Consider the following 25,874-nt stretch of genomic DNA (forward strand, 5'->3'; position numbering starts at 1 on the left):
ATGAGAAGATTCGATTCCCAGTTTGGCGCGGTGTTCGGTCTCATGAAGCACGTCGCTCCGACCTACTTCGCGGATCCGAAGACCGCCGCGTTGAAGGTCCTGGGGGGCTGACCGTATGGAGAAACTCGTCCTCGTACATCTCTCGGACATCCACTTCACCGGCTCGTCGGGGAACGTTCACGACGTCGACCAGAACGTTCGTGACGAGCTGCTCCGCGACGCCACCGAGCTGACCACGAAGCTCGGTGCCGCCACCAGCGTGCTGGTCACCGGGGACATCGCCTTCTCAGGGAGGAAGGAGGAGTACCAGCACGCCTCAGCGTGGCTACGAAAGGTCTGCGATGCCGTCGGGTGCGAGGAGCAGCAGGTGTCCGTCGTACCGGGCAATCACGATGTTGATCGAAGGCTCGCCGGTGGCGTGATCACGAAGATACTCCACCAGAGCATCCGTGCTCTCGCCGGCCCAGCGATCGATTCGAAGCTGCGCGAGTACTTCTCCGACACCCAGTCGGCGAGCGCGCTCCTCGCGCCGCTGGCCGAGTACAACGTGTTCGCCCAACCCTACGGGTGTGAGATCTCGGCCAAGGCGCCGTACTGGCAGCGCGATCTCCATCTCGCGTGTGGCACGACGATTCGCATGCGTGGCATTTGCAGCGCCTACGTGTCGAACGCCGAGGACGACAAGGGGAAGATGGTCCTCGGAACCGCCTACGCTGGCGTGCAGCGTGAGAACGGCGTCCTGCACCTGACGCTCTGCCACCACCCGCCCGAGTGGTTCCTCGACCAAGATCCCGTCGAAGACCACCTGAAGTCCAAGGTTCACATCCAGCTCTTCGGACACAAGCACGCCCAGCGCGTGGACGTGATCAACGACAGGGTCCGTCTTGTCGCCGGCGCCATGCATCCAGAGCGTCGCGAGCCTGCGTGGGTTCCCACATACAACGTGCTCGAGATCGAGCGACGCGACGAGGAACACATCGGCCTGCGCTTGTACCAGCGGCGCTGGCATCAGCCTGAGACGAGATTCGTCGCCGAGTACGACCCCAACAGCGGCATGGAGTACCGCGAGTTCAAGTGGCCCGGGTTTCCGCGCCGCCGTCCCGTAGCCGCAAGCCCCCAGCAGGCCCCCTCGGCGGCGGTTGCCCAGGTCGCTCGGCCTGTTCCCGCTCCGGTCGAGGTCCCCGCCACACCGGCCGTCGACGCGAACCCCAGCGCTGAGGACCACAAGCAGCGACTCACGTTCCGTTTCCTCAGGCTTCCGACGCTTGATCGGTACCAGATCGCGCTGACGCTCGGGCTGATGCGCGAGGGAGATGACGCCTTGCCTCCCAGCACCGTGTTCCTCGAGGTCTTCCAGCGGGCGGTGGAGGCACAGCGTCTCGCGGAGCTGTGGGATGAGACTGAACAGCGCCATGACGACCGGGCGCCCTTCAACCCTTTTCGTAACTCGCAGGTCGGAGAGTAGCGCCCATGCACAAGAACTTCGCAGAGTGGTATCGGCTGGTCCGCATCGAACCGAACGGTGACGTTCTTAAGAGCCGATGGGCTGGCGTCGAGGAGTGGAGCGCGACTCTCCACGACAAGGACGATGCGGTTCTCGAGACGGTTCGCATCTTCCAGGGACTGCCGGAGGTCACGTCGCGCGAGCCCTTCTTGGCGGCGTTTCGCAAGCACGATCCTGCTTTTCAGCAGCGCAACAACGAACTTGAGCAGCAGGTGCTCGCTGGAGCCGCACTCGTCCACGTTGTGACGCGCGATGAGGAGGACGACAACCCTCGCACGGCCGTTCTCGCAGGTGCTGCTCTCGCCGCATCACGCCTTCGCATCGCGGAGGGGCCTCTGGAGGAGATCAGCCTGGAGGTGCTCTCCGCTCTCCAGGAACTGGCGAGGCGTCAGCGACGCCGAAAGGGCTTTGACTCGACCCTCCTGACTGCCGAGGAAGAGAAGGCCTTCTCGAAGACGATCGAGACCAACGTTCCTGACCACAATCACCTGCGCCAGAGTTTCGCGACGGCCTTTCAGACCATCCTGGAGGCCGTGCATCGCTCGGAGAGCGCTCTTGCCGACGCTGCGCACGATCTTCGCTGCGCAGACGAGGAGACCAACATCCTGTGGTGGTTGGAGGGCGGATGCAGTCGGGACCTCCACAAGCCATGGAGTGCGCTGAAAGACGAGGTGCCCCTCACTGCTGGGTGGGAGCTGGCCGACCTCACCGACGCTGCCTTGGGGCCGCGTGAGGTTACTGCGTTCTTGGAGAGGGTTGTGAGCTCGACCAAGGGGAGAAACAAGGACCAGCCGCTCAACGTGTACGTGAACGCCGTCTCCGACGACTGGTCGAAGACGCGGACCGCTGACCTCCCCGAGCGCGCGTTGGACCTCGCGCCCTTGTCGCTCGCTCTATTGCAGCGGGCAAGGAGCGGCACGGCGAACTGGCAGCAGTACTTCGAGAAGACCGGCGGCGTTGCTGCCACGAAACCGCTCTCGCCGGAGGTCGTTGCAAAGCAGGCCTACGTAGAAGCCGTCTTGCTGCGCACCCTCGCAGCCACGGAGGACTGATATGGCTGATGCTCCTTCCGCAGAGGCCGCCGCCGCCAACGCCCCGGTCGAGGAGCCCGCGCCGGCCTTCATCGATGTGTACGCGGGCAACGAACTCAGCAGCGAGGACGCCGATGCGGTGACCCTGCGCTCGCCGGCTCATCTCGTTGTCTTCGCGGGAGCTTCCGAGAGTGGGAAGACGACGGCGCTTGCCTCTCTCTATGAGCGATTGAGCGACGGCCCGTTCGCTGGATTCCAGTTCGCAGGCTCGCGCTCGCTGCTTGGCTTCGAGCAGATCTGCTACCTCAACCGCCTCGCCTCCGGCGGCGCGGACCCTGATACGCCTCACACTCCGGTTTCCGACGAAGCCGCCTACTACCACCTCGCTCTGCGCGGAACCGATCCCGGCGCGAAGCGGCGCCATGTCCTGCTCTCGGCGATCTCCGGGGAACTCTTTCGACTCGCGAAGTATTCACGAGAGGACTGCGAGCGACTGACCTTCCTCCATCGCGCCAACACGATCGTCGTACTCGTGGACGGTGCGCGCCTCGCCGTCAACGCGCAGAGGACGAACGCACAGTCGGATGCATCAAGCATTCTTGAGAGCTTCCTCGACGCGAAGATGATCGGGAGTCGCTGCCGAGTAGAGTTCGTCTTCTCGAAGCTCGATCGCGTTGTCGAGGCAGGTGAAGCAGCCGTCGAGTTCCTGAACACGACCGAAACGAAGCTTAGAACGAAGTTCGGGGATCGAGTCCCCCACCTTGGATTCCGGCGTATCGCCGCGAGGCCCGAAGTCGACCAGAGCAAGGTGCCCCTGAACGACGGCTTGGTAGATGCCTTCATTGCTTGGACGACGCCCGTCGCTGTGGGCGCAGGCGCGGCGCCCCAGAACGCCCCTCCGATCGATGCCCGTGAATTCGCAAAGTACGGTTGGCGGCACTCCGCAAGGAGGGAGTCTTGAGCACCGCAGAAAACCTACTCTTCATGGGTCTGCCGGGCTCGGGGAAGACGACGTTCCTGGCGGCGCTCTGGCATGTCCTGGACGACCGCAGCAGTGAGACGCGCCTGAAGCTCAAGGGGCTGAGCGTCGATCGGACGTACCTCCATCAGATCACGACGGACTGGCAGGCGTGTTCGCAGGTCCAGCGCACCAAGCTTGAACACGAGCAGTTGGTGGTTCTCAGCCTTGCGAGCGGCACTACCGACTTCGAACTCACCGTACCGGACCTCTCGGGTGAGGCGTTCGAGCAGCAACTCCGTGACCGCAAGATCGCCGTGGGCCACCACGAGAATATCCAGCGAGCGACGGGCTTCGTGCTGTTTGTCCACCCTCGGGTGAAGGAGGGCACGCGGATTACGTACTCGCGGCAGCTCAGCGCCGTACTCGACGGTGCGCCTACCCAGCCCGCTGTGGCCGGCGGCAGCGCGTCGCCTAGCGCCATCGAGCCGTGGTCGATCGAGAAGCTGCCGACGCAGGTGGCTCTCGTCGAACTGCTGCAGTTCGCCCTCGAAAGCGCTGCGAGGAAGGTGCGGGTCGCGGTTGTCATCTCGGCATGGGATCTCGTCGAGAAGGCATCGTTCACCGGGACGCCGCACGAGTACCTGGCGCGCGAAATGCCGCTGCTGCGGCAGTTCCTCGAGTCGAACGATGACCGCCTTGAGCACACGGTGTTCGGCGTGAGCGCGCAAGGAGGTGACATCACGGTGGACGAGCAGAAGAGGGCGCTGCTCGATCTCGACGACGCACTGAAACGAATCAAGGTGCTGCACGGCAATGAGGCCGGTCAGGACATCACCAAGCCGATCGCGTGGCTCTTGGAGGAGAGGTAGGCCATGCCTCCCGTGAGCATCCACCAGGCGATTCACGGCTACCGCGATGGGCACCGCCTGCTGAGCAGCTCGGTGTCTCTCAGCGCCGACTCTGCACGGGCGATGCTGGTCTTGAGCGACATGTCCGGTCCCGCCATGCATCCGGGCTTCGACGAATACCTCACGGGGTATCCGTTGCCTGGGAGTGAGTTCTTCGTCTTCGCGAAGACTTGGTACGCACCCGAGATGCAGCGACCCGGCTGCGTGTGGACGCATTCCCTCTTGCTGTCTCGTGAGCAGCTCCCGCAGACATCCGCATCGAGCCTCGTCTCGAAGTTCCGCCGGCCTCAACAGGAGGGCGTGGAAAGTGCAGCAGCGATCCCGATCGAGCTCGAGGGAGCGGGCGATGGTGGCAAGGTCGACGGTTTCGCAGATCCGACGGCAGCCGGCGCTCTCGTCGGAGCTGTGCTCGGCCAAGCACGCCCGGTGATCGTGACCGTGGAGAAGGCCGGTCAACTCGAACTCACGATCCTTCGATTGTGGGAGGATCTTTGGCCGGCGGCCCGGGCGCGCTTCTCGTTCTGCACGGGCGCACTGATGCCCCGCTCGGTGGCTGGTGCGCTGATGGACCTTCAGGCTGTCCCGCGAGCGGTCCCGTCGTCGCAGTTTCGCAAGAGCGCAGGCGCGGCGCTCGTGCTCGACCTTCGAACCCCCGGCACCGTAGATGCATGGGTCGAGCTCTTTCTTGAAGGAGACAAGCGAGGCGAATCGACGTTTCGCTCATGGCTTGATGCCGCTGCAGGGGCCGATGCTTCACGAGGCGTGGTGCCGAGTCTCGCTCCGCTCTTCGGCGCGTGGCACGCACCGGGCTCGTCGGCGCGGACCGCTCTCGCGAGCGTCGTGGACGCGAAGGACATCGCCCCCGGCGTGCGTAGTCGCCTCGTCGGCATGGTGTTCGACCGGGCCAACGCGGAGTCAGGTGCCGCTGCGCGGCGCGAGCTTCTTCAAGACCTCAGTGGGCATCGAGACAACGACCTCGCCCCGATCGCCACGACGCTCGAGGAGCAGACGCGGCGGCTATTTGAGGACTCTCGATCGGAGGGTGTAGCGCTCGTCCTGTCGCTGTTGGGGGGCGCGCTGACGGAGGTTGGAGAACGCGTGCTTCGCGCTGCTGTGCTCCTTCTAACCTCGAGCGACCTGGAGTCCTTCGGGGATGCGCAGGCAGCGTATCTGCCTACCGTCGTCGGTGCGAACCATCAACTCGCGTCCTCGCCCGTTCTCTGGCGGCAAGTAGGCAATCGAAGTGGGGAGGTTCTCTCCCAGCTTGGTGGCATGAGCCTGCCGGACGAAGAGCGCGCAGCGATCGTTGACGCCATCATTTCCGCGGGGCGCGATGTGTCGGTGGACGCGCTCATCCGCTTCGGAGGGAAGGCGGCGGTCTTTCGAGGCCTCTCCGCGATCGCGTCGGAGCAACTTCAGCTCTCGTGGCCGTGGCGGTCCGCTCTCGGTGGTCAACGCGATGCCGTGCTGGAGTGGCTTGAGAGCCTCTCGGCTCCATCGCTCGCCGACCTCGAGCTTGGCAGCCGCTTCGTAAGCCCGAAGTACACCCAGTCGCGGCTAGCGACGGTGTGGAATGCCGGAACGGCCAGCGCCGGGGTATTCCCGTCGCGGGTGGCTGCATTCGGTCTGACGCTGGCCTTCTGGGAAGGCAACCTGAAGTCGCCGCTCTTCGCCGCATGCTTCCAGCCCACGTACGACGCGGCCGGCAACTCGCGCCTCGAGTACGACGAATGGGAGTGGCTGCGGGAGTTCGCGCCGTCGTCGTCGTACTGGAGGGACTGGGACAAGTGTGAGCGTCTCGCCAAGGCGATGGCGCGCCTGTTCGAAAAGCAGAACGCGTCGTTGGAGACGATGTTTGCGATCGTTCACAGCCGCCCGGCGGTTAGGAAGGTCGCTGCCGTCCTCGACGACGACCGGGACACGCGGCGGTACCTGAAGTCGCTGCGGAAGGCGGTCGAAGCGTCGTCGATCGGCTCCCGCGAGCAGCGCGATGCGCTCCTGGAAGACTGGTGACCGGCCGACGCGCACTCACTACTTCCATAGGTGTGAGTGGCGACGAGCGCCCGGACCACCCACGGAGCACAAGTGAGGCAGCAGTTGAACTGTGTCGCGGGATTGCTGGAGCAACTGTAACCGAGCGAAGAGATGAAGGATCATGAAGACACCGGGAGACGAGACGCCTAACAACAGCATGCAGCGGACGGCGCTACGCGCCGCCGCTGATGCTGAGCGTTGGGCGGCGGAACGAGCGCAGGACTGCGGCGAGGATGATGGCATGCGGATCGTGACCTGGAACATCCAGCATGGCGGTGGCAGGCGCGTGCCGCAGATTCTTCAGCATTTGGAGGCACTGCTCCCGGACATCGCGGTCGTGACCGAGTTCCGACCGGGCAGCACTGGGAGTGCGATTCAGGCAGGTCTTCAAAAGCACGGACTCCTTCACCAATCCGTGGCAACCACGCGGCTGCAGCAGAATTCCGTTCTCGTGGCCGCACGTCGTCCGTTTTACGTTCGGCCACCAGTGGGGATCCCAGCAGGTTACGAGCATCGGTCGGTTACTGCGGTATTCGATGACTTGATCGTATGCGGGTTGTATTCCCCCAACATGAAGGCCAAGGCGCCACTGTTCGACTGGCTTCTCGGGCGAACCGAGCTTCTCGGTGGGCGCGCACTGCTTGTGGGAGACTTTAACACTGGCCTGCACTACGAGGACGAGTCCGGCGCCACTCTATTGTGCGCTAAGCACTTCGCGGGACTCTTGGGACAAGGGTGGGTCGACATCTGGCGAACTAGAAACCCGCAAGGTCGCGAGTTTTCCTGGGTGAGCAACGCGAACAACGGGTTCCGCCTCGACCATGTGCTTGCGTCGCCCGACCTTGCTGGAGCGGTACGCGCAGTTGCCTACTCGCATGAACTGCGGGTTCGCGGCGTATCCGACCACTCCGCGATGTTCGTGGACTTGGATCACGCCGCGGAGCTCACTCCCTGAGGAGGTTGCATCGTGCGTGACCAGCACCCGAGCACGTGGAGCCACCAGCCGGGCGGGCCGCCCAACTCACGCCCTCAGCTCGACGCACGAGACAGCGAGACCACCCACGAGCATCCATCCGCGGCCGGCCGCCCAAACACGAACTGCACCGGACGACGCCCGCTTCTTGTCTTGCGGACGCCCTTCGGTTCCGGGGACGCCCGTGGTAGGATGGCACGTCGTTCCTGCGGGTGTCGCCGGTGAGTTCGAGGTCGTTGGGCCGCCGGGCCTCATGGTGCACGGGTGGGCCTGCGTGACCGCGGCCTCCCAGGCCCGACGAAGGAGAGCCGTGGACACGTGCGCAGCGGGAGCGCAATCCACCGGCGCCTGCCTCGCGCTCGATCCGGGCCCGCTTCCACCGCCGGGATGCGCGGGGCCTCATGACGACGGCACTCGGTACGAAGGCGCTCCGTCCGCCAGGGATCGCGCTCGACTGGGCAGGGGTGGGGCGCAGTCGGGCGCGGCTGCAGCCTCTGCCCTTGCGATCCCTGCGCCACCGTTCGCTCCGAGGCTGCCCTTGACGGAGGCCCCACCTCCGGCGCTGCCTGCGTCCCCAGCGCGGCTGCCGCGACGGGAACGGCGGGAACGGCGCGACATGCTAGACTGGACAGCGGCGGAAGTGGAGGTTGGGCATGATGGACGCCGAGCAAATTTTCCAGGAGATCCGTAGTCTTCCGACCGATGCGCAGCGCACGCTCATCGAACGTATCGTTCGGGAGCTGGGCGGCACCCGGAGCGAGCCGGCGGGGCTGGCGAACCCACCGGACGATCCGTTCCTAGGACTGCTCGCCGACGAGCCGGAGCTCGCCGACGAGATCCACCAGGTCGCGATCATGTCGCGCCACCAGGGGCGCGAGGCTTTCAATGGCGACGAGAACCCTTCTTGATACGGACATCTGGTCCGAGATCCTCAAGGCGAAGGATCCGATCGTCGCAGAGAGGGCGCGCAAGTATCACGCAGAGCTCGGACGCTATACGCTCTCAGTGGTCACCGTGATGGAGGTAGTTTACGGCTATTCGCGCGTGGGTCGTGACGATCGGATTCAACAATTTTTGTCGCTGCTGGCGCGAGCAGAGGTCTTGTGGCTTGACCCCACGGTAGCCGAGCTCGCGGGCCGGATCCGAGCCGATCTTGAACGCCTGGGGAGCAAATTGACGATCGAGGATACCCTGATTGCAGCGACGGCGATCCGTCATGGGCTTCCCGTCGCAACGGGAAACACGCGCCATTTCGTCAAGATCCAAGATGCGGGGTACCCGCTCATGCTCGAGAACTGGAGAGAGCCTATCTTATGAACCCGCAGGGTACTCAGGACGCCGTGCGGTACGCATACGGCCCAGCAAGCCGCTGCTGTCGGCGGCGCTTCGCGCCGCGTGGCGGCGGGCCCGAGACGCGTCCCAGCAGGCCGGGGCGCGAACCCAGCAGACCGTGGAGCGCGGCCAGCGGGCCGGAGAGCGCGGCCAGCGCCGTCGAGACGGCCGGGAATCGTGCCAGCAGGTCGGAGGAAGCGTACCAGCAGGTCGGAGGAAGCGTACCAGCAGGTCGGAGGAAGCGTACCAGCAGGTCGGAGGAAGCGTACCAGCAGGTCGGAGGAAGCGTACCAGCAGGTCGGAGGAAGCGTACCAGCAGGTCGGAGGAAGCGTACCAGCAGGTCGGAGGAAGCGTACCAGCAGGTCGGAGGAAGCGTACCAGCAGGTCGGAGGAAGCGTACCAGCAGGTCGGAGGAGCCGCACCAGCAGGTCCGGGTAGCCGCACCAGCGGGTCCGGGTAGCCGTACCGGCGGGTGCTGGCACGCGTCCCGGGGTTGCTGGGGAGTCGCCGGGAGGTGCTGGCGCGGTGCCGGGAGTCGCTGGCAGCCGGCCTGGCCGAGGCGCGCGATAGCCTTCGCCGCGAAATGCGGGCCAGAGCTCACATGAACGAGCACGCCCGCAAGGCGCTGGTTCGCGGCGGCGTCCCAGCGGAGCGGATCGCGCACGCGTTCTCCTCGGACGCCCCCTATCGTTTCGGACGCCCCCTATCGTTACTCCGACGTCCTCGCTGCGTGAGCGCGGCCGCCGCCTGGGTGGCGCCGAAAGTACACGGTCTCCCCCGACGTCGCGTCCGCCTCGCGATGGACGAGAATCCATGTCACAGGCGAGCGGGGGAGGGCCGCCCGTGCGCCACGCTACTGCGTGATCTCTCGGGGGGGCGCCGCCGCCGACGCTCCGAACGCGTAGGACACGCCCACTTCGGCGCGGAAGGGGACGAGCGGGGGCGGCTCGAGGCCGTGGGTGGAGCGATAGCCCGCGCGCAGCCCGAGCTCGACGCTCGAGCCGATCGACAACCCGAAGGCGAGGCTCGCGTCGAGGTAGCCCCCCGCGGGCGCATAAAAGCCGTCGCGAATGCCCTCGTAGGTCGCGCGCGCGCGATCGCTCGCCGCGATGTACGTGCTCAGGATCGCCGTGTAATCCACCTCCAGCGCGATGAACCAGCCGCGCTGGAAATACCCGCCTGCGAGCCCGGGGTGCGCGCCCACGCTCACGAACCGAAACGTCTGGTTGTCGCCCGTCTGCACCGGCAGCCCCAGGCGCCCGGCGAGCCCCCAGCCGCCGTGCTGCAAGAGCGTCGCGCGCGCCGCCGGCTCCAGGCGGAAGGAGTCGAGCGCCGGCACGAGGAAGACCGGCAGCGTCAGCCCGATCTCGAGGTCGAGGCGGCGCACGAGCCGTTCCATCGGAATCGCTCGCCCGTAGGCGAGCTCCAGAGCGGGCGCGGAGTTCCATCCGAGATTGACGTGCGTCGCGCTCTCTTGCTCCCCTTGATACCCGCAGATGGGCGCGGCCGACGCGACCGCGGAGACCGCCGTCGCGGCGATCGCCGCGGCGAGGGCGACGGCCCTCATCTCGCCCCCTCGTATGCGCCGAGATGGGCGCGCAGGACCTCCATGACACGATCGGGGTGCTTGTTCACCCAGCCGTGGTCTTCACCTTCGATGCGGACGAGCTCGACGTCGCAAAAAAGAGGGGCGTGGCGGCGCTCTTGTTGCTCGAACCCGATGACGGTGTTGATCGTCGTTCCGATCAGGGTCACCGGCCTGCAGAAGCGATCGAGACCGGAAGAGAAATCGAAGTCCCACGCTCCGTCCGTCTTCGCCGAGCTCTGCAGGTCCCGCATCGCGCGCGCGCCCAGGCGGAAGGCCTTGAAGTTGTCCGGGTCGTCCGGATCTTCGTAATACCCTGGCTGCGACCAGCCCTGTCCCAACGAGAGGAGGAAGTCTGCGCGCGCGTCTCCGTCGGGGCTCATGGCCCATTCAGACCAACCGAGATCGTTCAGCCCCTCGGCGGTGAGGCCGAACGTGAAGAGCTCGGTCTCGTTCGCGATCGCCGCGTTCAGGAAGCCCGGCTCGCTGAGGACGGCCTCTCCGACGCGGTCGGGGTGCCGCTGGATATAGAGGGCCGCGTACATGGCGCCCCACGAATGCCCGAACAGCGTGACCGGTGCGTCGGGGGAGAAGCGCTGGACGAGCTCGTGGAGATCCGCCGCGTACGTCTCGACGGTGAAGTCCGATGAAGGGACGCGCTCCGAGAGACCGGTGCCTCGCTGATCCCAGTGGACGACGAAGTACCGCTCGGCGAGCGCGCCGAGGCCGAGCATGCCGCGCATGTCGCCGCCGGGGCCGCCGTGCAGCGTGATGAGGGTGGGGTTCTTCGGGTCCCCTTGCGTGCGAAGGTGAATGAGGGCGCCGTCGCGGAGGGTGAAGCGAGGCAGCGTGTCGTCCTCCGCGACCGTCCTCGGGACGAGGTTTCCAGGCGCACCCGGATCCAGACAGCCCGAGGCGAGCACGACGCACGTCAGACAACAGCGGCGGGCGAACGAGCGCATGACCGGAGCGTACGAGCCCGGGCCGCCCCGGGCATTGTGCCGCCACGCCAATCGATTGTCCGGCGGTGCCCTCGGCTACGCCACGGAGCGCTCGCGGAGCTGGCCCGGCGTGCTCCCCGTCCACCGCCGGAAGGCCTTGTAGAACGCGCTCACATCGGAGAAGCCCACCAGCGAGCCGATCTCCGCGAGCCCGAGGGCGGGATCCTCCAGGTAGCGCAGCGCGAGCTCTTCGCGGGTCTTCTCGACGAGCGCTCGGAAGGGAACGCCGTCCTCCGAGAGGCGTCGTTGCAGCGTGCGCGCGCTCAGCCCGAGCCGCTTCGCCACCGTCGCCAGCTTGGGAGCTCCGCCGTGCAGCTCGAGGGCGAGCGCGTGCCGCGCGCGCTCCACGAGGCTCGCCTGGGCGGGCGGGAGCTTTTGCACGAGGAGGGCGGCGTGGCGCTCGAGGACGGCACAGAGCTCGGGGGCGGCCCCTTTCATCGGCGTCGCGAGCGCCGCGCGCGGGAGGACGATCGCGTCGCCGGGCGCTCGAAATCGAACCGGGCAAGCGAAGATCCGGGTGTACGCCTCGAGCTCGGCGCAGCGCGGGTGACGGAACTGGATCGAGGAAGGCGACCACGGCGTGACGGCGAGCGCGCGGAAGCGAAGGACGATGTTCGCGAAGCCGAACTCGGTCGCGACCCGGTGCGGGGGCGCGCCGGGTACGTGCTCCCGGACGAGCCGGGCCTCCGTGCGATCGACGTGAAGGACATGGCGCACGGCCGTGCTGATGACGGCGAAGTGCCGCGAGAACCTCTGGAAGGCGTCGCCCACCGTGTCGCTCGACGCGACGACGTAGTCCATCACATCCCAGTGGCCGATCGAGAGCGCCTCCGCGGCGCGGAGCCCGACGCCCGGATCGCCGGCCCTCTCGACGACATCGTCCCAGAGCGCGATCCACCGGCGATAGGAGAGCCGGAAGTCGGGGTTGCGCAGCTCCTCCGGCGTGAGCCCGTGCGCTCGGGCGAGCGAGCTCCCGTCGATCCTGGCAGCCTCTGCGGCCCCGAGCACGCTCCGCAGCGCCTTCACGCCGACGCTCAGCGCGCGCTCGCCCTCCGCCGTCACGAGCGGGTCGAGCCGCCGACGAGAGCTCATGAGGCGGGCCTGCGTGACACGTTCACTGCCGCCCGCGGCGGCGCGCCAGGATCTTCTCCGCCGCGGTGAGCGGCCGCCCCTCGCGCGCCGCCTCGCGGTCTGCGGGCGCCGGGGTCTCGTGCATGGCTCGCCGCGCCGCAGGCGCTGCGGCCGCTCCGCGCTGCTCCTGCCGCGCGGCTGCCTGGTCTGCCGGCCATCCCGCCTGCTCGGGCCCCAAGGATCCCGGGGGCGCGGGCCCCTCGGGCGGCGCCCTCCATCCCGCCTGCGCTGGCCTCCGCGTGGGCGCCGTCCACGCCGGCTGCGCTGCCGCCTGCCCCGGCTGCGTCGGCGCCCGCACCGGCTGCGCCGGCTCCCCGGGCGCCCCCCGCGCCGGCTCGCCCCCGCCGCGCCCGTCATCGCGCAGCGCCGGTCCCGCCTGCGCGCCCTCGCGCCGCTCGCGCCCCCGCTCCCTGGCCGACAGCAGCGCCCCCACGGTCGCGCCCGCGGCGGCCGGCTCCGCGGCGGCTCCCCACCGCGCCGCGCGGAGCCGCTCTCCCGCCCGCGCGAGCCACGCCGCCGCCGCCTCCGGCAGCGCGAGCCGCCGCGCCGCCACCGCGAGCAGCAGCGCGAGCGCGGCGAAGAACACCAGGCTCGGCGTCGCGTCCCGGTACGCGAAGCGCTTCGACGCCCGATCCTCGAAGATGCCCGCGAGCGTGTCGCGCCGCTTGCCCCCGGTGAACTCCGCGATCCGCCCGAGCAGCGACAGATCGCTGCCCGTCGGGCGCAGCTCCTCGCCGGCGGTCATCGCCGCCCCCGTCGTCCCGACCGCCTCCCCCGTGAGCTCGTCCCGGGCCACCGCCACGTACGTCCCCGGCCGCGACAGCGGAAGCTTCGCCGTGTACGCGCCCGCGCCCGTCGCCTCGAGCGGCAGCTCTCGCGAGAAGCCGTCGGGCCCCGCGACGTGCACGACCAGCCGGCGGAACGACTGCGCACGCCCGTCGTCGCCGATCACGCTCGCCCGCACCGACAGCTCGCCGCCCGACGCGTCCGCTTCCAGGCGCACGCGCGGATCCTCCTCCTTGCGCGTCACGTCGCGCGCGGCCTGCGCGATCATCCGCGCCGCGCCGGGCCAGCGCGTCCACGCGGCGCCCCAGCGGCCCTTGAGATCGCTCGTGAACGCGGCGGCCCGGCCGAGCCCCGCCGACCACACGGCGAGCACCGGATCACCCTCCGGCCCGGACAAGAGCACCGCCGATCGGCTCTTGGCGACCGTCACCACGTAGCCCCCGAGCGGCGGCGCCTCGCCGAACGGCACGCCGGCGGTGATCGACGACGGCGCGCCCAGCGCGACGTGGAACGGCTCCTCCACGATCGCGCTCTTCGCCGCCATGATGGTCTCCTGCGTGAACACCGCGGGCAGCCGCGTGGCGTCCTCGACGAGGTAGAAGCGGCCGCCGCCGATGCGCGACAGCGCCTCGAGCTCCGGCACGTCGTTGCCCTGGCCCAGCGCCACGACGCTCGTCGTCGTCCCGCGGCGCATCGCCGCCTCCACCATCGCGCGGCACGGCCCCATGTTCTCCGCGTCCGACCCGTCGGCGAAGAGCAGCACGTGCTTCAGGCTCGAGGTGTCCCGGTCGAGCGCCTGGTAGGCCGCCTCGAGGGTGATGTCGACGTAGATGCCGCCGCCGCCCGGGCCCACGGCGCGGATCGCCTTCTCGATCGCGGCGCCGTCCGCGACCGGCCCGAGCGGCACGCTCCACCGCACCGCCGTGTCGACGTGCGCGACGCCGAGCCGATCGCCGGGGCCGAGCAGCGAGGCCGACCGGGCGGCGGCCTCGTTGGCGAGCTCGAGCTTCGTGTGGGCGCCGGCGGTCGCCGCCATCGACCCGGAGATGTCGATGCCGATCACCTCGGCCAGGCTCGCCCGCCGCCGCTCCTGCTTCAGGTCGAACGCGACGGGCGAGATCTCCTCGAGCGGCGTCCGCGCGTAGCCGCCCGGCCCCATGCTGCGATCGCCGCCCATCAGGAGGAGCCCGCCGCCGAGGTCGCGGACGTAGCTCGCGAGCGCGTCGATCTGGCCCGGCGAGAGATCCGACGCGCGGATGTCGCTGAGCACCACGACGTCGTAGCCGGCGAGCTCGCCGAGATCGGCGGGGACGCGGCTCAGGCCGCCCTCGTCCACGCGGAACGCGCCGTCCGCGAGCGCCCGCGCGACGAACGCGCCCTGCCCGGCGTCGCCCTCCAGCACGAGGGCCGCCGCGGCCCCGCGGACGCGCAGGAACGCGCTCGCCGCGTTGTCCTCGGCCGCCTCGTCGAGCCTCGGATCCTTCGCGGTGATCTCGACGTCGTAGCGGTGCAGCCCGGGCCCCGGCGCCTTCTCCCGGATGCGCAGCACGTCTTCTCCCGCCGCGATCGAGGCCTCGGTGCGGGCGATGAGCTCGCCGTCGCGGCGGAGGCGGATCTCGACCTCGGCCGGCGACGGCGACGACGTGACGAGCCGCAGATCGAGCGCCTCCCCCTCGTCGGCCCGCGCGGGCGCGCGGAGGGCGACCACGCGGACGTCGGGGACGAGCCGCTGCTCGAGCGGGATCACGTCGATCGGGAGGCCGGCAGCGACGGCGGCGGCGGCCGCGGCCATCGTGTCGCCGCGGGTCGCGACGCCGTCGCTGAGCAGCACGACACGCGCCGCGGAGTCCGGCGGCACCTCGGCGAGCGCGCGCCGGATGCCGGCGGCGAGGTCCGTCCCGTCCCGGCCGAGCGCGACCCGCTGCGGGGCCGCGAGCTGCGAGCGCGGGCGCGGCGGATCCTCGGTCGCCGCGCCCGCGGCGAACGCGATGGTGGCGATCCGATCGTCCTCGCGCATGCCGAGCTCGGCGACGGAGAGCTCCTGCGCGACGCGCCGGTCGGCGCTCGGCACGAGGTCGATCGAGCGGCTGCGATCGATCGCGATCAGGACGGTGAGCCGGTCGAGTGGCCGGCCAAGCTCTGGCCCGGCCACGGCCATGGCCGCGGCGAACGCGGCGAAGGGGGCGAGGAAGTCGCCGAGCCGCGCGCGCCACGCCCCCTGCCGGCGGGCGTACGCCGAGGCGAGCGCGAGCGCGAGGTACCGGAGCGCGATGAACGACGTGGCGCCCAGCGCGAGCAGCGCGCCCCAGGGCCGCGCGAGCCGGAGATGGGCGTCCGGGAGCAGGCCGCACCAGACGAGGCCCACGTAGAGCGCCGGCAGGGCGCCAGCCACCATCCAGCCGAGCAGGATCGGGCGGCGGAGCGCGCCGCGCCGGAGGGCGAGGCGCAGCAGCGCCGCGAAGACGAGCGCGCCGGCGAGCGTGGCGGCGCAGGGGAGGGCGCGCAGCGCGGCCGCCGGGATCAGGGAGGCCTCCGTTCGGTCCGCATGCGGGGGAGCCGCAGTAAATCATCTTTGCGGGGGCCCGGGGACGCCGCTTCGGCGGGTGTGGCCGAGTGCCCCATGGGCGCAGCCGTGGGGCGTCTCTGTCGGTGTCGCGCGGGTTTCATGGGGCGCTCCGGCGCATCGGAGCACCTTTCCATGTTTGTCAGGGATGGCACGCCGTCTGCTTGGCGCGGTGAAGAGCGGTCGTGGCGCGGCGAGGCCGCGCAGCCGGGGCAGGAGAGATCATGTCGCGCATCGAGACCACGGACACCTGGAGCGGCACGGACGGCGGCGCATGGGATCTCGACGAGGGGCTGGGCGAGCCCGCGCCCAGCGCGCACCACCACGCGCACCACCAGGAGAGGGATCTCGTCGCGGGCAAGTACCGGCTGGTCCGCAGGATCGGCGAGGGGGCGATGGGCACGGTCTGGAGCGCGACGCACGTGGCGCTCGGGTCGGAGGTCGCGATCAAGCTGATGCGGCCCGAGCTCCGGTCGCCGGAGCTCGCGGAGTACTTCGTCCGCGAGGCGCGCGCCGCCGGCCGGCTGAACCACGCGGAGGTCGTCCGGATCTTCGACCTCGGCGAGACCGCGGCGGGGGACCCCTACCTGGTGATGGAGCTCATCGAGGGCGAGTCGCTGAGGAGCGCGCTCTCGCGCGAGGTGGCGATGACGCCGGAGCGGGCGATCGCGCTGCTCCTCCCGGTCGCGGGCGCGATGCACGCGGTGCACGAGAAGGGGGTCGTCCACCGCGATCTCAAGCCGGACAACGTGATGCTGGTGCGCCGCCGCGGCGGCCGGCTCCAGCCGAAGATCGTCGATTTCGGCGTCGCGAAGATCGTCTCCGAGCGCGAGGCGAGCCAGGCGTCGGCGAGCTTCGAGGTCTTCGGCACCCCCGACTACATGCCGCCGGAGCAGGTCCTCGCCGTCCCTGACATCGATCGCCGCGCCGATATCTGGTCGCTTTGCGCGATGCTGTACGAGCTCCTGTCGGGCCGGCCCCCGTTCTCGTCAAAGAACGCGCTGGACGGCCTGCGGGCGGTGCTGCAGGACGCGGTGCCGTCGCTCGTCGACACGTGCGGCCTCGACGCGGATCTCTGGGCGATCGTGGAGCGCGGGCTGCGGAAGGAGCCGTCCTCGCGCTGGTCGAGCATGCGCGAGCTCGGCGAGGCGCTCGCCGCGTGGCTGAGGGCGCGGGGCGTCCTGGAGGACGCGCGCGGCGTGTCGCTCGCGGGGGAGTGGCTTCCTTGCGAGGAGCCCTGTGTCCCTGCGGGCCATGGCGCGACGCCGCGCGCATCCTGGTGGGTGGAGGAGCGGAGCCGGCCGAGCCGCCGGTGGTCGTCGCGCCGCCGGGTACACCGGGTGCACCGGGGCCGGCCTCACGGCGAGCAGGCGGCCTGCCCTTGAGGACCGGCACGAGCCGCTGAGCGGTCCGGGCGCAGCGGTGGGGTGAGCGAGCGCCGGACTGGCTGGAGCAGGGCCCGGCGGATGCATGGCTTGACCTCGCGGCCCGCGTGTTGCTCTGCTCTGGCGGGTGAACGCTCGCGCTACACCGTCGCTGCGCATCGCGCGGCTCGTGATCGAAAATTTCCGGACGTTTCGAGAGCCCACGGAGATCGTCTTCACGTCCGACGGCGTGGCGGACGAGATGCCCGTGTTTCACGGGGCCAACGGGGCCGGCAAATCCAATGCGCTCGCGGCGATCGACCTGTTTTTTCGGGTCGCCTCGTACTGCTTGCGCGCGGTCGCTGGCGCTGGCGGGATGAGCCCGGATGCAGCGTGCAAGCTGCCGTGGGGGTTTCGTGACGAACACTTCGGCTTGTGGATGAACCACCGGAGCTGGCCTCCCGGTGTTCGCGACCCGCAGCGGGTGGAGGTTCACTTCGATGATGCGCGCCTCGGCGCGCTCCGCGTCACGCTGACCCCGTCGGGCAACGACGTCCTCCTGCGGCTGGAGAGGAGGCGTTCCGCCCCCGCGAACTTCTGGGAGGCGCCGCGAGCGGGCAAGAACGCGGGCGGTGTCGTACTGAAGGATGGCACGGGAGACGTTCTGCAAATCGATGAGATCTCCCCGCTGCAGAACGCCCTGGAGGCGCCGCTCGGCCCCGGGAGCAAGCCGTTCTTCCTGCTGGATGCTCGTCGTCGAGACTTCCGGGCCATCGGTGAGGGGGGGGCGCGCGACGAGGGGGGCAGCACGCTGTCCGCCACCACGGCCGAACGCCTCCTGGCGCTGGCAACGTCGCTCGATCCGGAGGAGACGGAGCGCTGGCGCGTCTTCGTGGAGCTCATCCATCGGTTCAAGACCCTGTCGGATCGAGAGATCTCCGTGCTCCGCGCGCCCGTGGCGGGCGGGGAGATCACCGATCTGCGCTTCGAGGTCCGGGGCAAGCAGATCCTACGGCTCTCCGAGCTCAGCTCGGGCGAGCAGCAGGTGGTCGCCCTCGTCGCGGCCGTGCTCACGTCCCGTGCCGGCCTTGTTGCCATCGAGGAGCCGGAGATGAGCTTGCATCCCGAGAACCAGGAGCTCGTCCGCGACATCCTGCGCGAGCAGGTGCAACGCGGGATCGTCGATCAGATGTTTCTCGAGAGCCACGTCCAGGTCTTCGACGGCCCGGAGGTGCTCCGGTTCAGCCGCTCCCCCGAGGGGGAGACGCTCGTTGCGCGGCAGCCTTCGCGCTCGCTCGACAGGCTCCGCGCCCACGCGCGCGAGAGCGGCGCCGATGAGCAGTGGGTCACGCCCGACGGTTACACGCAGCTCCCTGCGGAGATGCGAGACAAGCTCGGTTTGCAGGGCGGCGGGTATCTCTGGTTCTTGCGCTCCAGGCCGGAGGGCCGCTGGGAAGCCTGGACGGAGGCGGACCTCGAGGCGCAGCTCGGCATCGGCGACGGCTCCTCGAAGGATCCCTGACGTGCGGCTGTGGATCGATACGAACGCAGCGCGCAGCCCGAGGGCCATTCGCGACCTCTGCCGTCTCGCGAGGAGCAAAGGTGTCGAGGTCCTGGTCCATGCGCAGGTGTACCTGGAAAGACGGCGGCAGCAGCGGGTGGAGAGCGGCGAGCAGTTCTCGGGGATAGCGTTCGACGACTTTCTCCTGGTGCACCGGGTCCGGGTCGTCGACATCCACCTCGATCAGCCGACCGCAGCTCGATGGGCCGACGGCTTGTGCCAGCGGTATCCGACGGACCGCGATTGGGAGCTGGCGAAGCAGCGTACCCTCGGTGGCCAACTGATCGCCGATTTCAAGATCATCCCTGGAAAGATGCCGATGACCACGGACTGGCTCATCGCCCTCGCCGTCGAGGACGACCCCGCATCGCGCATCATCACCCACGACGAGGGCGAGGAATGGCAGCGGCTCCGCGAAGCCGAGCCGAGGCGCGCCTTCCGCTGGGACGAGGCGGTCACCTGGCTTCAGAGCCTGCCCGCGGACGAGCCGTCGCCCGGCTGAAGCGCATAGAGCGCCGCGCGAGGGGGCGGCATCGACCCGTGGGAGGTGTGCCGGCGTTCGCTCGGCGCCACCGAGCCTGCTCGGGAGCCCCGGCCCCGGAGGGCGCGGTGGTGTATGCTCGCGCAGGTCGCGCATGAACCTCGCCGAGAAGCTCGTCCGGTCCGCCACGCTCGCCGATCTCGACGAGCTGCCGCCCGGCTGGCGGGGCGAGATCATCGACGGCACGCTGTACGCCTTTCCGCGTCCCCGCTTCGTTCACGCGAACATCGAGGACCTGATCACGGCCGACCTCAAGAACCCCTACCAGCGGGGCAGGGGCGGTCCGGGAGGGTGGTGGATCCTCTCCGAGCCGGGCATCCAGATCGAGCGTGCGCCGGAGATATCGCCCGACGTCGCGGGCTGGCGCCGCGCGCGCATGCCCGCGCCGCCGCGGCCCGCGGAACCCATCTCCCTCGTTCCCGACTGGTGCTGCGAGATCCTCTCGCCGCGCACGGCGGGCTACGACAACCTCGTGAAGCGCCGCTTCTACGCCGAGATCGGCGTGCCTCACCTGTGGTACGTGGATCCCGTCCGGCGGACGTTGCTGGTCAGCCAGCTCGAGAACGGGCGGTGGGTCGAGCTGGGGCTGCACGGACGAGACGAGAAGGTGCGCGCGGCGCCGTTCGAGGTCGTCGAGATCGACCTGGCCGAATGGTGGGAAGGGCTCGACGAGGACGAGGGCGACGCGCCCTGAGGCGCCAGCTCACCGAGGCGGACTGCGCTCGTCTCGTGGTCGAGCCGATCGGGCCATGGATCCCGCCTGCGGCAGGTCAGGAGGGCGCGGGTCACCGCGAGGGCTGACCCGTGCGCAGCGGGCCACCTCGCGAGGTGGGCCAGGGCATGCAATTGGCCGCCGATCCCGGGATCGTGAAGACATCCATCCCGTGCTCGAAGGTCTGCACGAAGACCTCGAGCTGGCCGTCTCCGTCGAGATCACCCACCGCCGGCGCGGCGGGCGCGCCGTTGCCGTTGCCGTTGCTGCCGGGGTTCGGCAGGGGCACGTCGTGCAGGACCGCGCCGTTCGCGCCGAGGATCACGAGGTTGCCCGAGTCGAGCACGTCGGGAGCGCCGTACGTCGCCAGCAAGACCTCGGGTGATCCGTCCTGGTTCAGGTCGGCCACGGTGGCCTCGGTCGCGAACATGATCGATTTGCCGTGCATGTAGTTGTATCGCCACAGGAGCGACGCATCGGGGCCGAACGCATAGAGGTAGCCGTCGTTCATCGGGACGATGATCTCGGGCCGCGCGTCCCCCTGGAGGTTCACCGTCGTCGGCGAGGGCACGCCGTTCGGCGGGTAATAACCGTCGATCGCGAGCGGCCTCCCGCCGCGCGGGAGCGTCTCCCACCCGGGCTTGCGCATCGCCGATCGGCTGCCGTCGCCGTGCGCGCCCTCGAGCACCATCACCGCATACGCCTGCGTCTCGTAGGGCTCGTGCATCTCGACGTTCGGTACGCCGACGACCTCGTTCCGCCCGTCCCCGTCGAGATCGACCACGTTCGGCGGCGACGCGGTCCATTGCAGCCACTCGGCGGAGCTCGGGTGCGGCCACGTCCCGGTATGGAGATGGTAATGATCGCCCTCCACCTTCGGGTCCGCCCAGCGGATGAACTGGCCCCAGGTCAGCGGCTGGTCGGCGAACGCGTCGTCGCGGTTCTTGAAATACGGCGCGGCGTCGATGGCCACGCCGTCGTGGTTGAACGCCTGGATGTGGTGGTTGTCGTAGGTGGCCAGGATCTCGAGCTCCGGGTCGTCGTCGATGTCGCCGATGCCGACGTTGAGCCCATAACACCCGAACCCGGAGTGCCCCATGCCGTTGCGATCGGCGTCGTTCCCCGGGCCGCTCTGGTTGTTGTACCGAGGCCAGGCCGCGAAGGCGGCGCCCGCGGCGGCGGGCCGATAGAGCGACCCATCCGCGCTGAAGACGAAGACCTGCGCGCCGCCGTCCTCCGTGGTCGCGGTCTGCGTCGTCGTCGCCACCACCTCGATGGTGCCGTCACCGTCGAGATCCGCCGCGGCGAGCCCGCGCACCTCGGGGACGTTGCCCGCCGTGGTGGTGTCCACCGGCCACCCGGCTTTCGGCGCGAGCCCGTCCTTCCATTCGAATGCGAAGACCTGATGACCGTTGCCATAAACGATGTCGATCGCGCCGTCGCCCTCGAGGTCGGCGACCACGTGCGGCGCGTAAACCCGGTCCTCCCCGGCCTCGGCGCGATCGATCTCCTTCCCGCTCGAGTCGAAGACGAAGAGCGAATAGTAAGCGGCGATGAGCTCGTTCTGACCGTCGCCGTCGAGGTCCATCACCACCGGCGATGCGTACCAGCTCGTCTGCCCGGGCAGGACCATCCGGTGCTCGGGCGCCTGCACCTCGCCGGCGCTCGTGCCCACCTCGCAGATCGGGTTGCGCGTGCCGCCCGTGCCGCTCGCTCCCGCCCCGCTGCTCGCGCCGCCGCCGCTCGCGCCGTCCCCGAGCTCGCCCCCGGCGCAGGCCGCCGCGAGCAGCGCGAGGAGCAACGCCGCGCCGCCGAGAGGCCACCCACCCAGGCCGGTGCGCGCGGCCCACGGCAAAGGCGGCGGGTGTTGAGGCGCGGTGGGGAACGCGCGACTGGAACGGCACGGGCGGCGCTGGGTAACCATGGGACCTCCGGGGGATGCGCCCGCGGGCGACGCCCGCCGGTGGAAAAGGACAGGAGCCAAGCTCATCGAGATTACCAGGAACCTTCCGAGCCGGGGATACGAGAGCTCACCCGAGGGGAGCCTCGCGGGATCGCCGTGAGGGTGGTTGCCCAGGGCAGAGTGTGGTTCGTTGCCACCGGTGGTGTATCATGTAGATCTCGGAGAGTGACGACGCGTTCACCCCTGGAGGCGCCGCATGGCCACGATAGAGGCATTCATTCCGACGGTGGTGCTCTTCGAGACGATCACCGACGTCGCTCGTACCCACAAGGCGCACCTCGTGCTCCAGCGCTTCGAGGGAGCGCACGGCGGCGCGATGCTCTCCGTCGTCGAAGCGAGCCGTCTCGCGGCTCACGAGTATCTGAAAGGCGGCTATCAGCTGGTGTACCTGGCGTCGCGGAGGGCGCCGGCCAGCGCGCAGGACTGGGGCTTCTTCGACCGTGAGGCCGCAAATCTGCTCGAGTTCGCCGGTGCGCGTCAGCGCGGTCAGGATCTCGAGCAGGTCACGATCCGCCCGGTGGCGAAGAAGACCAACGTGGCCACGTTGTTCGCCGCGACCAGGGCGGCGATCGTGGCGAGCTGCAAGCGAGGAATGAGGCTCAACGGCCGGCTCTACCCGAAGATCTTCTACGCGAAGGAGCTCGAGGCCGGGGGCTTCCAGCTGTGGGTCGATATCGAGACGAAGACCCTATCCGCCGAGATGGCCGGGTAGGGCCTCTGGCCCCTCGCGGCGCGGCCTTGGCGCCCTGGCGATCTTTCCGCTGACCCGCCGCAGCGCTGGGCGGCAGGGCTGCCGCGGCCTTGCAGCGGCCTCGGCACGCGCGTGAAGTACCAGACGTCGAAGACCACGGCAGTTCACCGGTCCCGACCTCGCCCCCGAAGATCCATGGAGCACGGTCATCGAGCGCCTGGACAGCCTGACGTTCCCTCGTCCATACGAGGTTGGCACGGCCCTCGGCATGACCGACAAGGCGCGCTGACGTCTGTTCGCGTGGCCCTCACGGGGCACAAGCAACCGCAACGCGCGGGGCAGATGAGCTACCCTGCGGCCATGGGGCACATCACCCTCTCCTCTGCCAGCGGGCGCGTCACCATCACCGACGAGGTCTCGGACGCGACGCCGCTCGAAGGGAGCGACCCTGTGGAGATCGTGGTCATGGAGGGCAGCGAGACCATGGCGGTCAGCCCACAGACGCTGCGGGGCATGCAACTGACGGACGGCACGGTCATCGTGGTCGACGAAGACACGCGGGAACGCATCCAGCGCCGGATCGAGAACCGGAGCGGCCGGATCGACATCCTGATCCAGGAGCCGGGCCGGCCAGGAGATTGGCGGCCCACCGTCGTGCAGTCTTTCTCCGATGTATCGACGTCGAGGCATGACGAGAGGCAGGGCGACGATGACGCCCCTGTGTACCTCTCCGACGATGACTCCAGCGTCCATCGCCGGGGTGACGAGGACGATCTCCTCGACGGCGGCTGGAACGGAGGCGGCGGCTGGCTCAGAGCGAGCGAGGGGGACGAGGAGGACGAGAGCAGCGGCCAGCCGCGGGGCAGCATCGATGGATCGATCTTCGATCATCTCGTGCAGGACGATGCGGCGGATAGCCGCGGCCAGCCCGTGAGACGGCAATTGACGCTCGACGGGGACAAGGGCATCGGCAGGCTCGTCCTCGGTACGTGGAACGCGTCCCATTTCGGCGCGCGGAAGGACATCAAGAACCCCGGCTTGCTCGACATCGACGACGAGGAAGGCTTCGACGAGGCGATCTTCGACGAAGCTCCGTCGGAGACCGAGCAGGACAGTTACTACAGCAAGCGAAACAAGGACAAGGAGATACGCGGCGAGGGCGAGAAGGACGCCAAGGCCCAGTACCTGGTGGACATGCTCGTCGGCGCGATGCAGGCGGGGCATGCGATCGATGGGCTCGTGATCCACGAGATCAACAACGGCGAGGCGTTCCAGGAGGCCTTCGAGGACGCGGCCAGGAAGGCAGGGATCGACGGCGAGTACGAGCTCCACCTCGGGCCGCGCCTCCACACCGGATCGGACAAGCACGCGCAAAAGGAGCGATATCCCGTCGTCGTGCGCACGGCGAAGCTCCAGGTCGAAGGCGTGGAGTACATCCCGACCCACAGCGCCAGCGAGAAGGGGAGACCCAAGGTCGTCGCCGGCGAGCCGGTCCAGACCACGGACGTCGCCACCGTGAAGACGCCCTCCGGCAAGTCGCGCCCCCTCATCGCGTACACGATCAAGCGGAAGGACCGTCCTTCAGCGAAGCCGCTCAAGCTCGTCAACGTGCACACCAAGCCGGGCAAAGGGGGGCTCAGCACCGCCGCGGGCGTGAACGATCGCCGGCCGGTGTTCGCGCAAGTCGAGCCCGCGTACAAGCACGCATCGAAGGACGACGAGCACATGTGGGTCTTCCTCGGGGACCACTACCTGGCGGGCCAGGACGTCGTGACCAGCAGCGGGGAGCGCTTCGACGAGTCGCTCCCACCCGGGATGCTCAACCTCGATCCGGAATCGAAGACGAACACGATCGAGAAGATCCACACCGATGTGGAGAACGCCCGCTGGAGGTACAAGACGATCAAGGCCCGACGCGCCAGCGAGGGCGCGAAGAATGCTGTCACGAAGCTCTCCAGCACGAACACCGGCAAGCGCAAGCGCGGAGCCAAGGAGCCAGAGAAGAAGCCCCCCTCCAGGGCGACGCTCAAGAAAAAGCTCAAGGGCATCGAGAAGGACCTGAGGAGCCTGGAGAACCACGATACCCGCGCGAACGCGAAGAAGGACATCGCGGCCCTCCAGCGGCGACTGGCCGCGCTGGATACCACGCTATCGCAGAAGAAGGCATCGCTCGACGACGCTCAGAAGAAGACCCTCGAGCTCAACGCCGACACCAAGGAACAGGTCTACCAGAGCCTCCGCGCCCGGGAACAGGCGTTCATCCAGAAGCAGAAATCGGCCCGTCGGGTGACGCGCGCCGAGACGAGGAGGGATCGCGCGCGGAGGCTCCGCGACGCAGCAGAGGGCAGGGATCGCGCGCGGAGGCTCCGCGAAGCAGCAGAGGGCAAGGATCGTCCGGAAGCGTCGGCGCTCCTCGCAGAAGCCGACCGGCTGGAGGAGCAAGCTGCAGCTCAGGAGAAGGCCGCGTCCGGTGAGGACCGGCAAGGCGCCTTCCTCGACAGGAAGCGGACGATGGTGGCCGACAAGGCCGTGGTCAGCTCGCGCTTCGTGGTCCGCAAAGCGGCGCTCATGACCGTGCTGCCCGGAAAAAGGAACGAGAAGCCGAAGACCGCCTTCGTCGAAAAGGACGAGCTTTACTCCAGGAGCGGCGGTGGCTGGGAGGCCACGGGAGAGCACTTCGCCCTCGCGCAGGGCCGGGTGCTATCGGACCATGGGGCGATGGTCATCGTGGTCAGCGACGACCCCGCGGATCAGAAGGCGGCCGACGAGATGATGGACGCGCTCGTCCTCGAGCCGTCGGGCCTGGCGAAGACCCTGGACGAGGCCGGCGACGAACCCGAGAGCGAGCAGGAGGCCGCGAGCGACTTCGAGCCGGACAGCAGCGACGACGAGGACAGCAGCGACGACGACGAGGACAGCAGCGACGACGACGACGACGAGGACAGCAGCGACGACGACGAGGACGGCGACGACGGCAACCAGGACACCGACAATCAGGACGACGCCGGCGGTGACGACGCCGGCGGTAAAGAGGCCTCCGGCGAGCGCTCGCCGCCCTCCAAGAGGAAGAAGCTCGACAACAGCAGCGTCGGGAGCCTCCACAGCGCGACGATGTCACGCACGGCGCAGCGGCAATCCACCCCCACCCGGCCGACCACGACGAGGACCTCGATCACGAAGCAGACGAACAGGCCGAGCAAGACAGCGGCCAAGCGCAAGCGGCGCTGATCGT

General features: G+C 68.9%; 19 protein-coding genes. 14 read left to right on the forward strand and 5 right to left on the reverse strand.

Going from position 1 to position 25,874, the window contains the following annotated elements:
• The first annotated feature begins 115 nt into the window (after positions 1-115).
• The 8 genes from WMF27_RS02475 to WMF27_RS02510 all read left to right on the forward strand — a co-directional run bounded on the left by WMF27_RS02475 (position 116) and on the right by WMF27_RS02510 (position 8,728).
• Positions 116-1,465, forward strand: a complete 1,350-nt coding sequence (locus tag WMF27_RS02475) for a metallophosphoesterase (RefSeq protein ID WP_437943755.1) — start codon at positions 116-118, stop codon at positions 1,463-1,465.
• A gap of 5 nt (positions 1,466-1,470) precedes the next feature.
• Positions 1,471-2,556 (forward strand): GTPase-associated system all-helical protein GASH, encoded by a 1,086-nt coding sequence (locus WMF27_RS02480; RefSeq protein WP_437943756.1) that lies wholly within the window; start codon positions 1,471-1,473, stop codon positions 2,554-2,556.
• Between the two features lies 1 nt (position 2,557).
• Positions 2,558-3,496 carry a TRAFAC clade GTPase domain-containing protein gene (locus tag WMF27_RS02485; RefSeq protein ID WP_437943757.1) on the forward strand — a complete coding sequence of 313 codons (939 nt, stop codon included), beginning with the start codon at positions 2,558-2,560 and terminating at the stop codon, positions 3,494-3,496.
• Entirely contained in the window at positions 3,493-4,365 is an 873-nt protein-coding gene (locus tag WMF27_RS02490) for a TRAFAC clade GTPase domain-containing protein (protein ID WP_437943758.1), read from the forward strand. The genes WMF27_RS02485 and WMF27_RS02490 overlap by 4 nt, the downstream gene beginning before the upstream one ends.
• Positions 4,366-4,377: 12 nt before the next feature.
• Complete coding sequence (locus tag WMF27_RS02495; RefSeq protein WP_437943759.1) at positions 4,378-6,417, forward strand: hypothetical protein; 2,040 nt, start codon at positions 4,378-4,380, stop codon at positions 6,415-6,417.
• 142 nt (positions 6,418-6,559) lie between these two features.
• Positions 6,560-7,393: an endonuclease/exonuclease/phosphatase family protein gene (locus tag WMF27_RS02500; protein WP_437943760.1), complete on the forward strand. Its 834-nt coding sequence runs from the start codon at positions 6,560-6,562 to the stop codon at positions 7,391-7,393.
• Between the two features lie 671 nt (positions 7,394-8,064).
• On the forward strand, positions 8,065-8,319 hold the full coding sequence (locus tag WMF27_RS02505) for a hypothetical protein (protein ID WP_437590638.1): 255 nt from the start codon (positions 8,065-8,067) through the stop codon (positions 8,317-8,319).
• Complete coding sequence (locus WMF27_RS02510) at positions 8,297-8,728, forward strand: type II toxin-antitoxin system VapC family toxin (RefSeq protein WP_437943761.1); 432 nt, start codon at positions 8,297-8,299, stop codon at positions 8,726-8,728. Before WMF27_RS02505 ends, WMF27_RS02510 begins: the two co-directional genes overlap by 23 nt.
• Positions 8,729-9,597: 869 nt before the next feature.
• Here the strand turns inward: WMF27_RS02510 and WMF27_RS02515 are convergent.
• The 4 genes from WMF27_RS02515 to WMF27_RS02530 form a co-directional block, all read right to left on the reverse strand.
• Positions 9,598-10,311 (reverse strand): hypothetical protein, encoded by a 714-nt coding sequence (locus WMF27_RS02515; protein WP_437943762.1) that lies wholly within the window; start codon positions 10,309-10,311, stop codon positions 9,598-9,600.
• Entirely contained in the window at positions 10,308-11,291 is a 984-nt protein-coding gene (locus WMF27_RS02520) for an alpha/beta fold hydrolase (protein ID WP_437943763.1), read from the reverse strand. Before WMF27_RS02520 ends, WMF27_RS02515 begins: the two co-directional genes overlap by 4 nt.
• Before the next feature lie 75 nt (positions 11,292-11,366).
• Positions 11,367-12,422, reverse strand: coding sequence for an AraC family transcriptional regulator (locus WMF27_RS02525; protein ID WP_437943764.1), 1,056 nt, complete (start codon positions 12,420-12,422; stop codon positions 11,367-11,369).
• Between the two features lie 22 nt (positions 12,423-12,444).
• Positions 12,445-15,642, reverse strand: coding sequence for a VWA domain-containing protein (locus WMF27_RS02530; RefSeq protein ID WP_437943765.1), 3,198 nt, complete (start codon positions 15,640-15,642; stop codon positions 12,445-12,447).
• A gap of 392 nt (positions 15,643-16,034) precedes the next feature.
• On the opposite strand from WMF27_RS02530, the gene WMF27_RS02535 reads away from it, so the two are divergent.
• The 4 genes from WMF27_RS02535 to WMF27_RS02550 all read left to right on the forward strand — a co-directional run bounded on the left by WMF27_RS02535 (position 16,035) and on the right by WMF27_RS02550 (position 19,970).
• Positions 16,035-17,195 carry a serine/threonine-protein kinase gene (locus WMF27_RS02535; protein WP_437943766.1) on the forward strand — a complete coding sequence of 387 codons (1,161 nt, stop codon included), beginning with the start codon at positions 16,035-16,037 and terminating at the stop codon, positions 17,193-17,195.
• 127 nt (positions 17,196-17,322) lie between these two features.
• Positions 17,323-18,696 carry an AAA family ATPase gene (locus WMF27_RS02540; RefSeq protein ID WP_437943767.1) on the forward strand — a complete coding sequence of 458 codons (1,374 nt, stop codon included), beginning with the start codon at positions 17,323-17,325 and terminating at the stop codon, positions 18,694-18,696.
• A 1-nt stretch (position 18,697) separates the two neighbouring features.
• The gene (locus tag WMF27_RS02545) at positions 18,698-19,237 is read left to right on the forward strand and encodes a hypothetical protein (RefSeq protein ID WP_437761849.1); all 540 of its coding nucleotides are present in this window, start codon (positions 18,698-18,700) and stop codon (positions 19,235-19,237) included.
• Positions 19,238-19,370: 133 nt separating this feature from the next.
• The gene (locus WMF27_RS02550) at positions 19,371-19,970 is read left to right on the forward strand and encodes a Uma2 family endonuclease (protein ID WP_437943768.1); all 600 of its coding nucleotides are present in this window, start codon (positions 19,371-19,373) and stop codon (positions 19,968-19,970) included.
• A 91-nt stretch (positions 19,971-20,061) separates the two neighbouring features.
• Here the strand turns inward: WMF27_RS02550 and WMF27_RS02555 are convergent, their stop codons facing one another.
• The gene (locus tag WMF27_RS02555) at positions 20,062-21,912 is read right to left on the reverse strand and encodes an FG-GAP repeat domain-containing protein (protein WP_437943769.1); all 1,851 of its coding nucleotides are present in this window, start codon (positions 21,910-21,912) and stop codon (positions 20,062-20,064) included.
• Between the two features lie 235 nt (positions 21,913-22,147).
• Between WMF27_RS02555 and WMF27_RS02560 the strand changes: the two genes are divergently transcribed.
• Entirely contained in the window at positions 22,148-22,663 is a 516-nt protein-coding gene (locus WMF27_RS02560; protein ID WP_437943770.1) for a hypothetical protein, read from the forward strand.
• A gap of 321 nt (positions 22,664-22,984) precedes the next feature.
• A complete protein-coding gene (locus tag WMF27_RS02565; RefSeq protein WP_437943771.1) occupies positions 22,985-25,870 on the forward strand; it encodes a hypothetical protein in 2,886 nt (961 codons plus the stop codon).
• Positions 25,871-25,874: the final 4 nt, after the last annotated feature.

Origin of the sequence: Sorangium sp. So ce281 (genome assembly GCF_051527395.1) — a bacterium.
GTDB classification, from domain to species: domain Bacteria; phylum Myxococcota_A; class Polyangia; order Polyangiales; family Polyangiaceae; genus Sorangium; species Sorangium cellulosum_B.

Bases quoted from the DNA above. Each gene is read 5' to 3' on its own strand.
- WMF27_RS02475 (WP_437943755.1), top strand. From the start codon at position 116: ATGGAGAAACTCGTCCTCGTACATCTCTCGGACATCCACTTCACCGGC.
- WMF27_RS02480 (WP_437943756.1), top strand. From the start codon at position 1,471: ATGCACAAGAACTTCGCAGAGTGGTATCGGCTGGTCCGCATCGAACCG.
- WMF27_RS02485 (WP_437943757.1), top strand. From the start codon at position 2,558: ATGGCTGATGCTCCTTCCGCAGAGGCCGCCGCCGCCAACGCCCCGGTC.
- WMF27_RS02500 (WP_437943760.1), top strand. From the start codon at position 6,560: ATGAAGACACCGGGAGACGAGACGCCTAACAACAGCATGCAGCGGACG.
- WMF27_RS02505 (WP_437590638.1), top strand. From the start codon at position 8,065: ATGATGGACGCCGAGCAAATTTTCCAGGAGATCCGTAGTCTTCCGACC.
- WMF27_RS02510 (WP_437943761.1), top strand. From the start codon at position 8,297: ATGGCGACGAGAACCCTTCTTGATACGGACATCTGGTCCGAGATCCTC.
- WMF27_RS02515 (WP_437943762.1), bottom strand. From the start codon at position 10,311: ATGAGGGCCGTCGCCCTCGCCGCGGCGATCGCCGCGACGGCGGTCTCC.
- WMF27_RS02520 (WP_437943763.1), bottom strand. From the start codon at position 11,291: ATGCGCTCGTTCGCCCGCCGCTGTTGTCTGACGTGCGTCGTGCTCGCC.
- WMF27_RS02525 (WP_437943764.1), bottom strand. From the start codon at position 12,422: ATGAGCTCTCGTCGGCGGCTCGACCCGCTCGTGACGGCGGAGGGCGAG.
- WMF27_RS02530 (WP_437943765.1), bottom strand. From the start codon at position 15,642: ATGGTGGCTGGCGCCCTGCCGGCGCTCTACGTGGGCCTCGTCTGGTGC.
- WMF27_RS02535 (WP_437943766.1), top strand. From the start codon at position 16,035: ATGTCGCGCATCGAGACCACGGACACCTGGAGCGGCACGGACGGCGGC.
- WMF27_RS02550 (WP_437943768.1), top strand. From the start codon at position 19,371: ATGAACCTCGCCGAGAAGCTCGTCCGGTCCGCCACGCTCGCCGATCTC.
- WMF27_RS02555 (WP_437943769.1), bottom strand. From the start codon at position 21,912: ATGGTTACCCAGCGCCGCCCGTGCCGTTCCAGTCGCGCGTTCCCCACC.
- WMF27_RS02560 (WP_437943770.1), top strand. From the start codon at position 22,148: ATGGCCACGATAGAGGCATTCATTCCGACGGTGGTGCTCTTCGAGACG.
- WMF27_RS02565 (WP_437943771.1), top strand. From the start codon at position 22,985: ATGAGCTACCCTGCGGCCATGGGGCACATCACCCTCTCCTCTGCCAGC.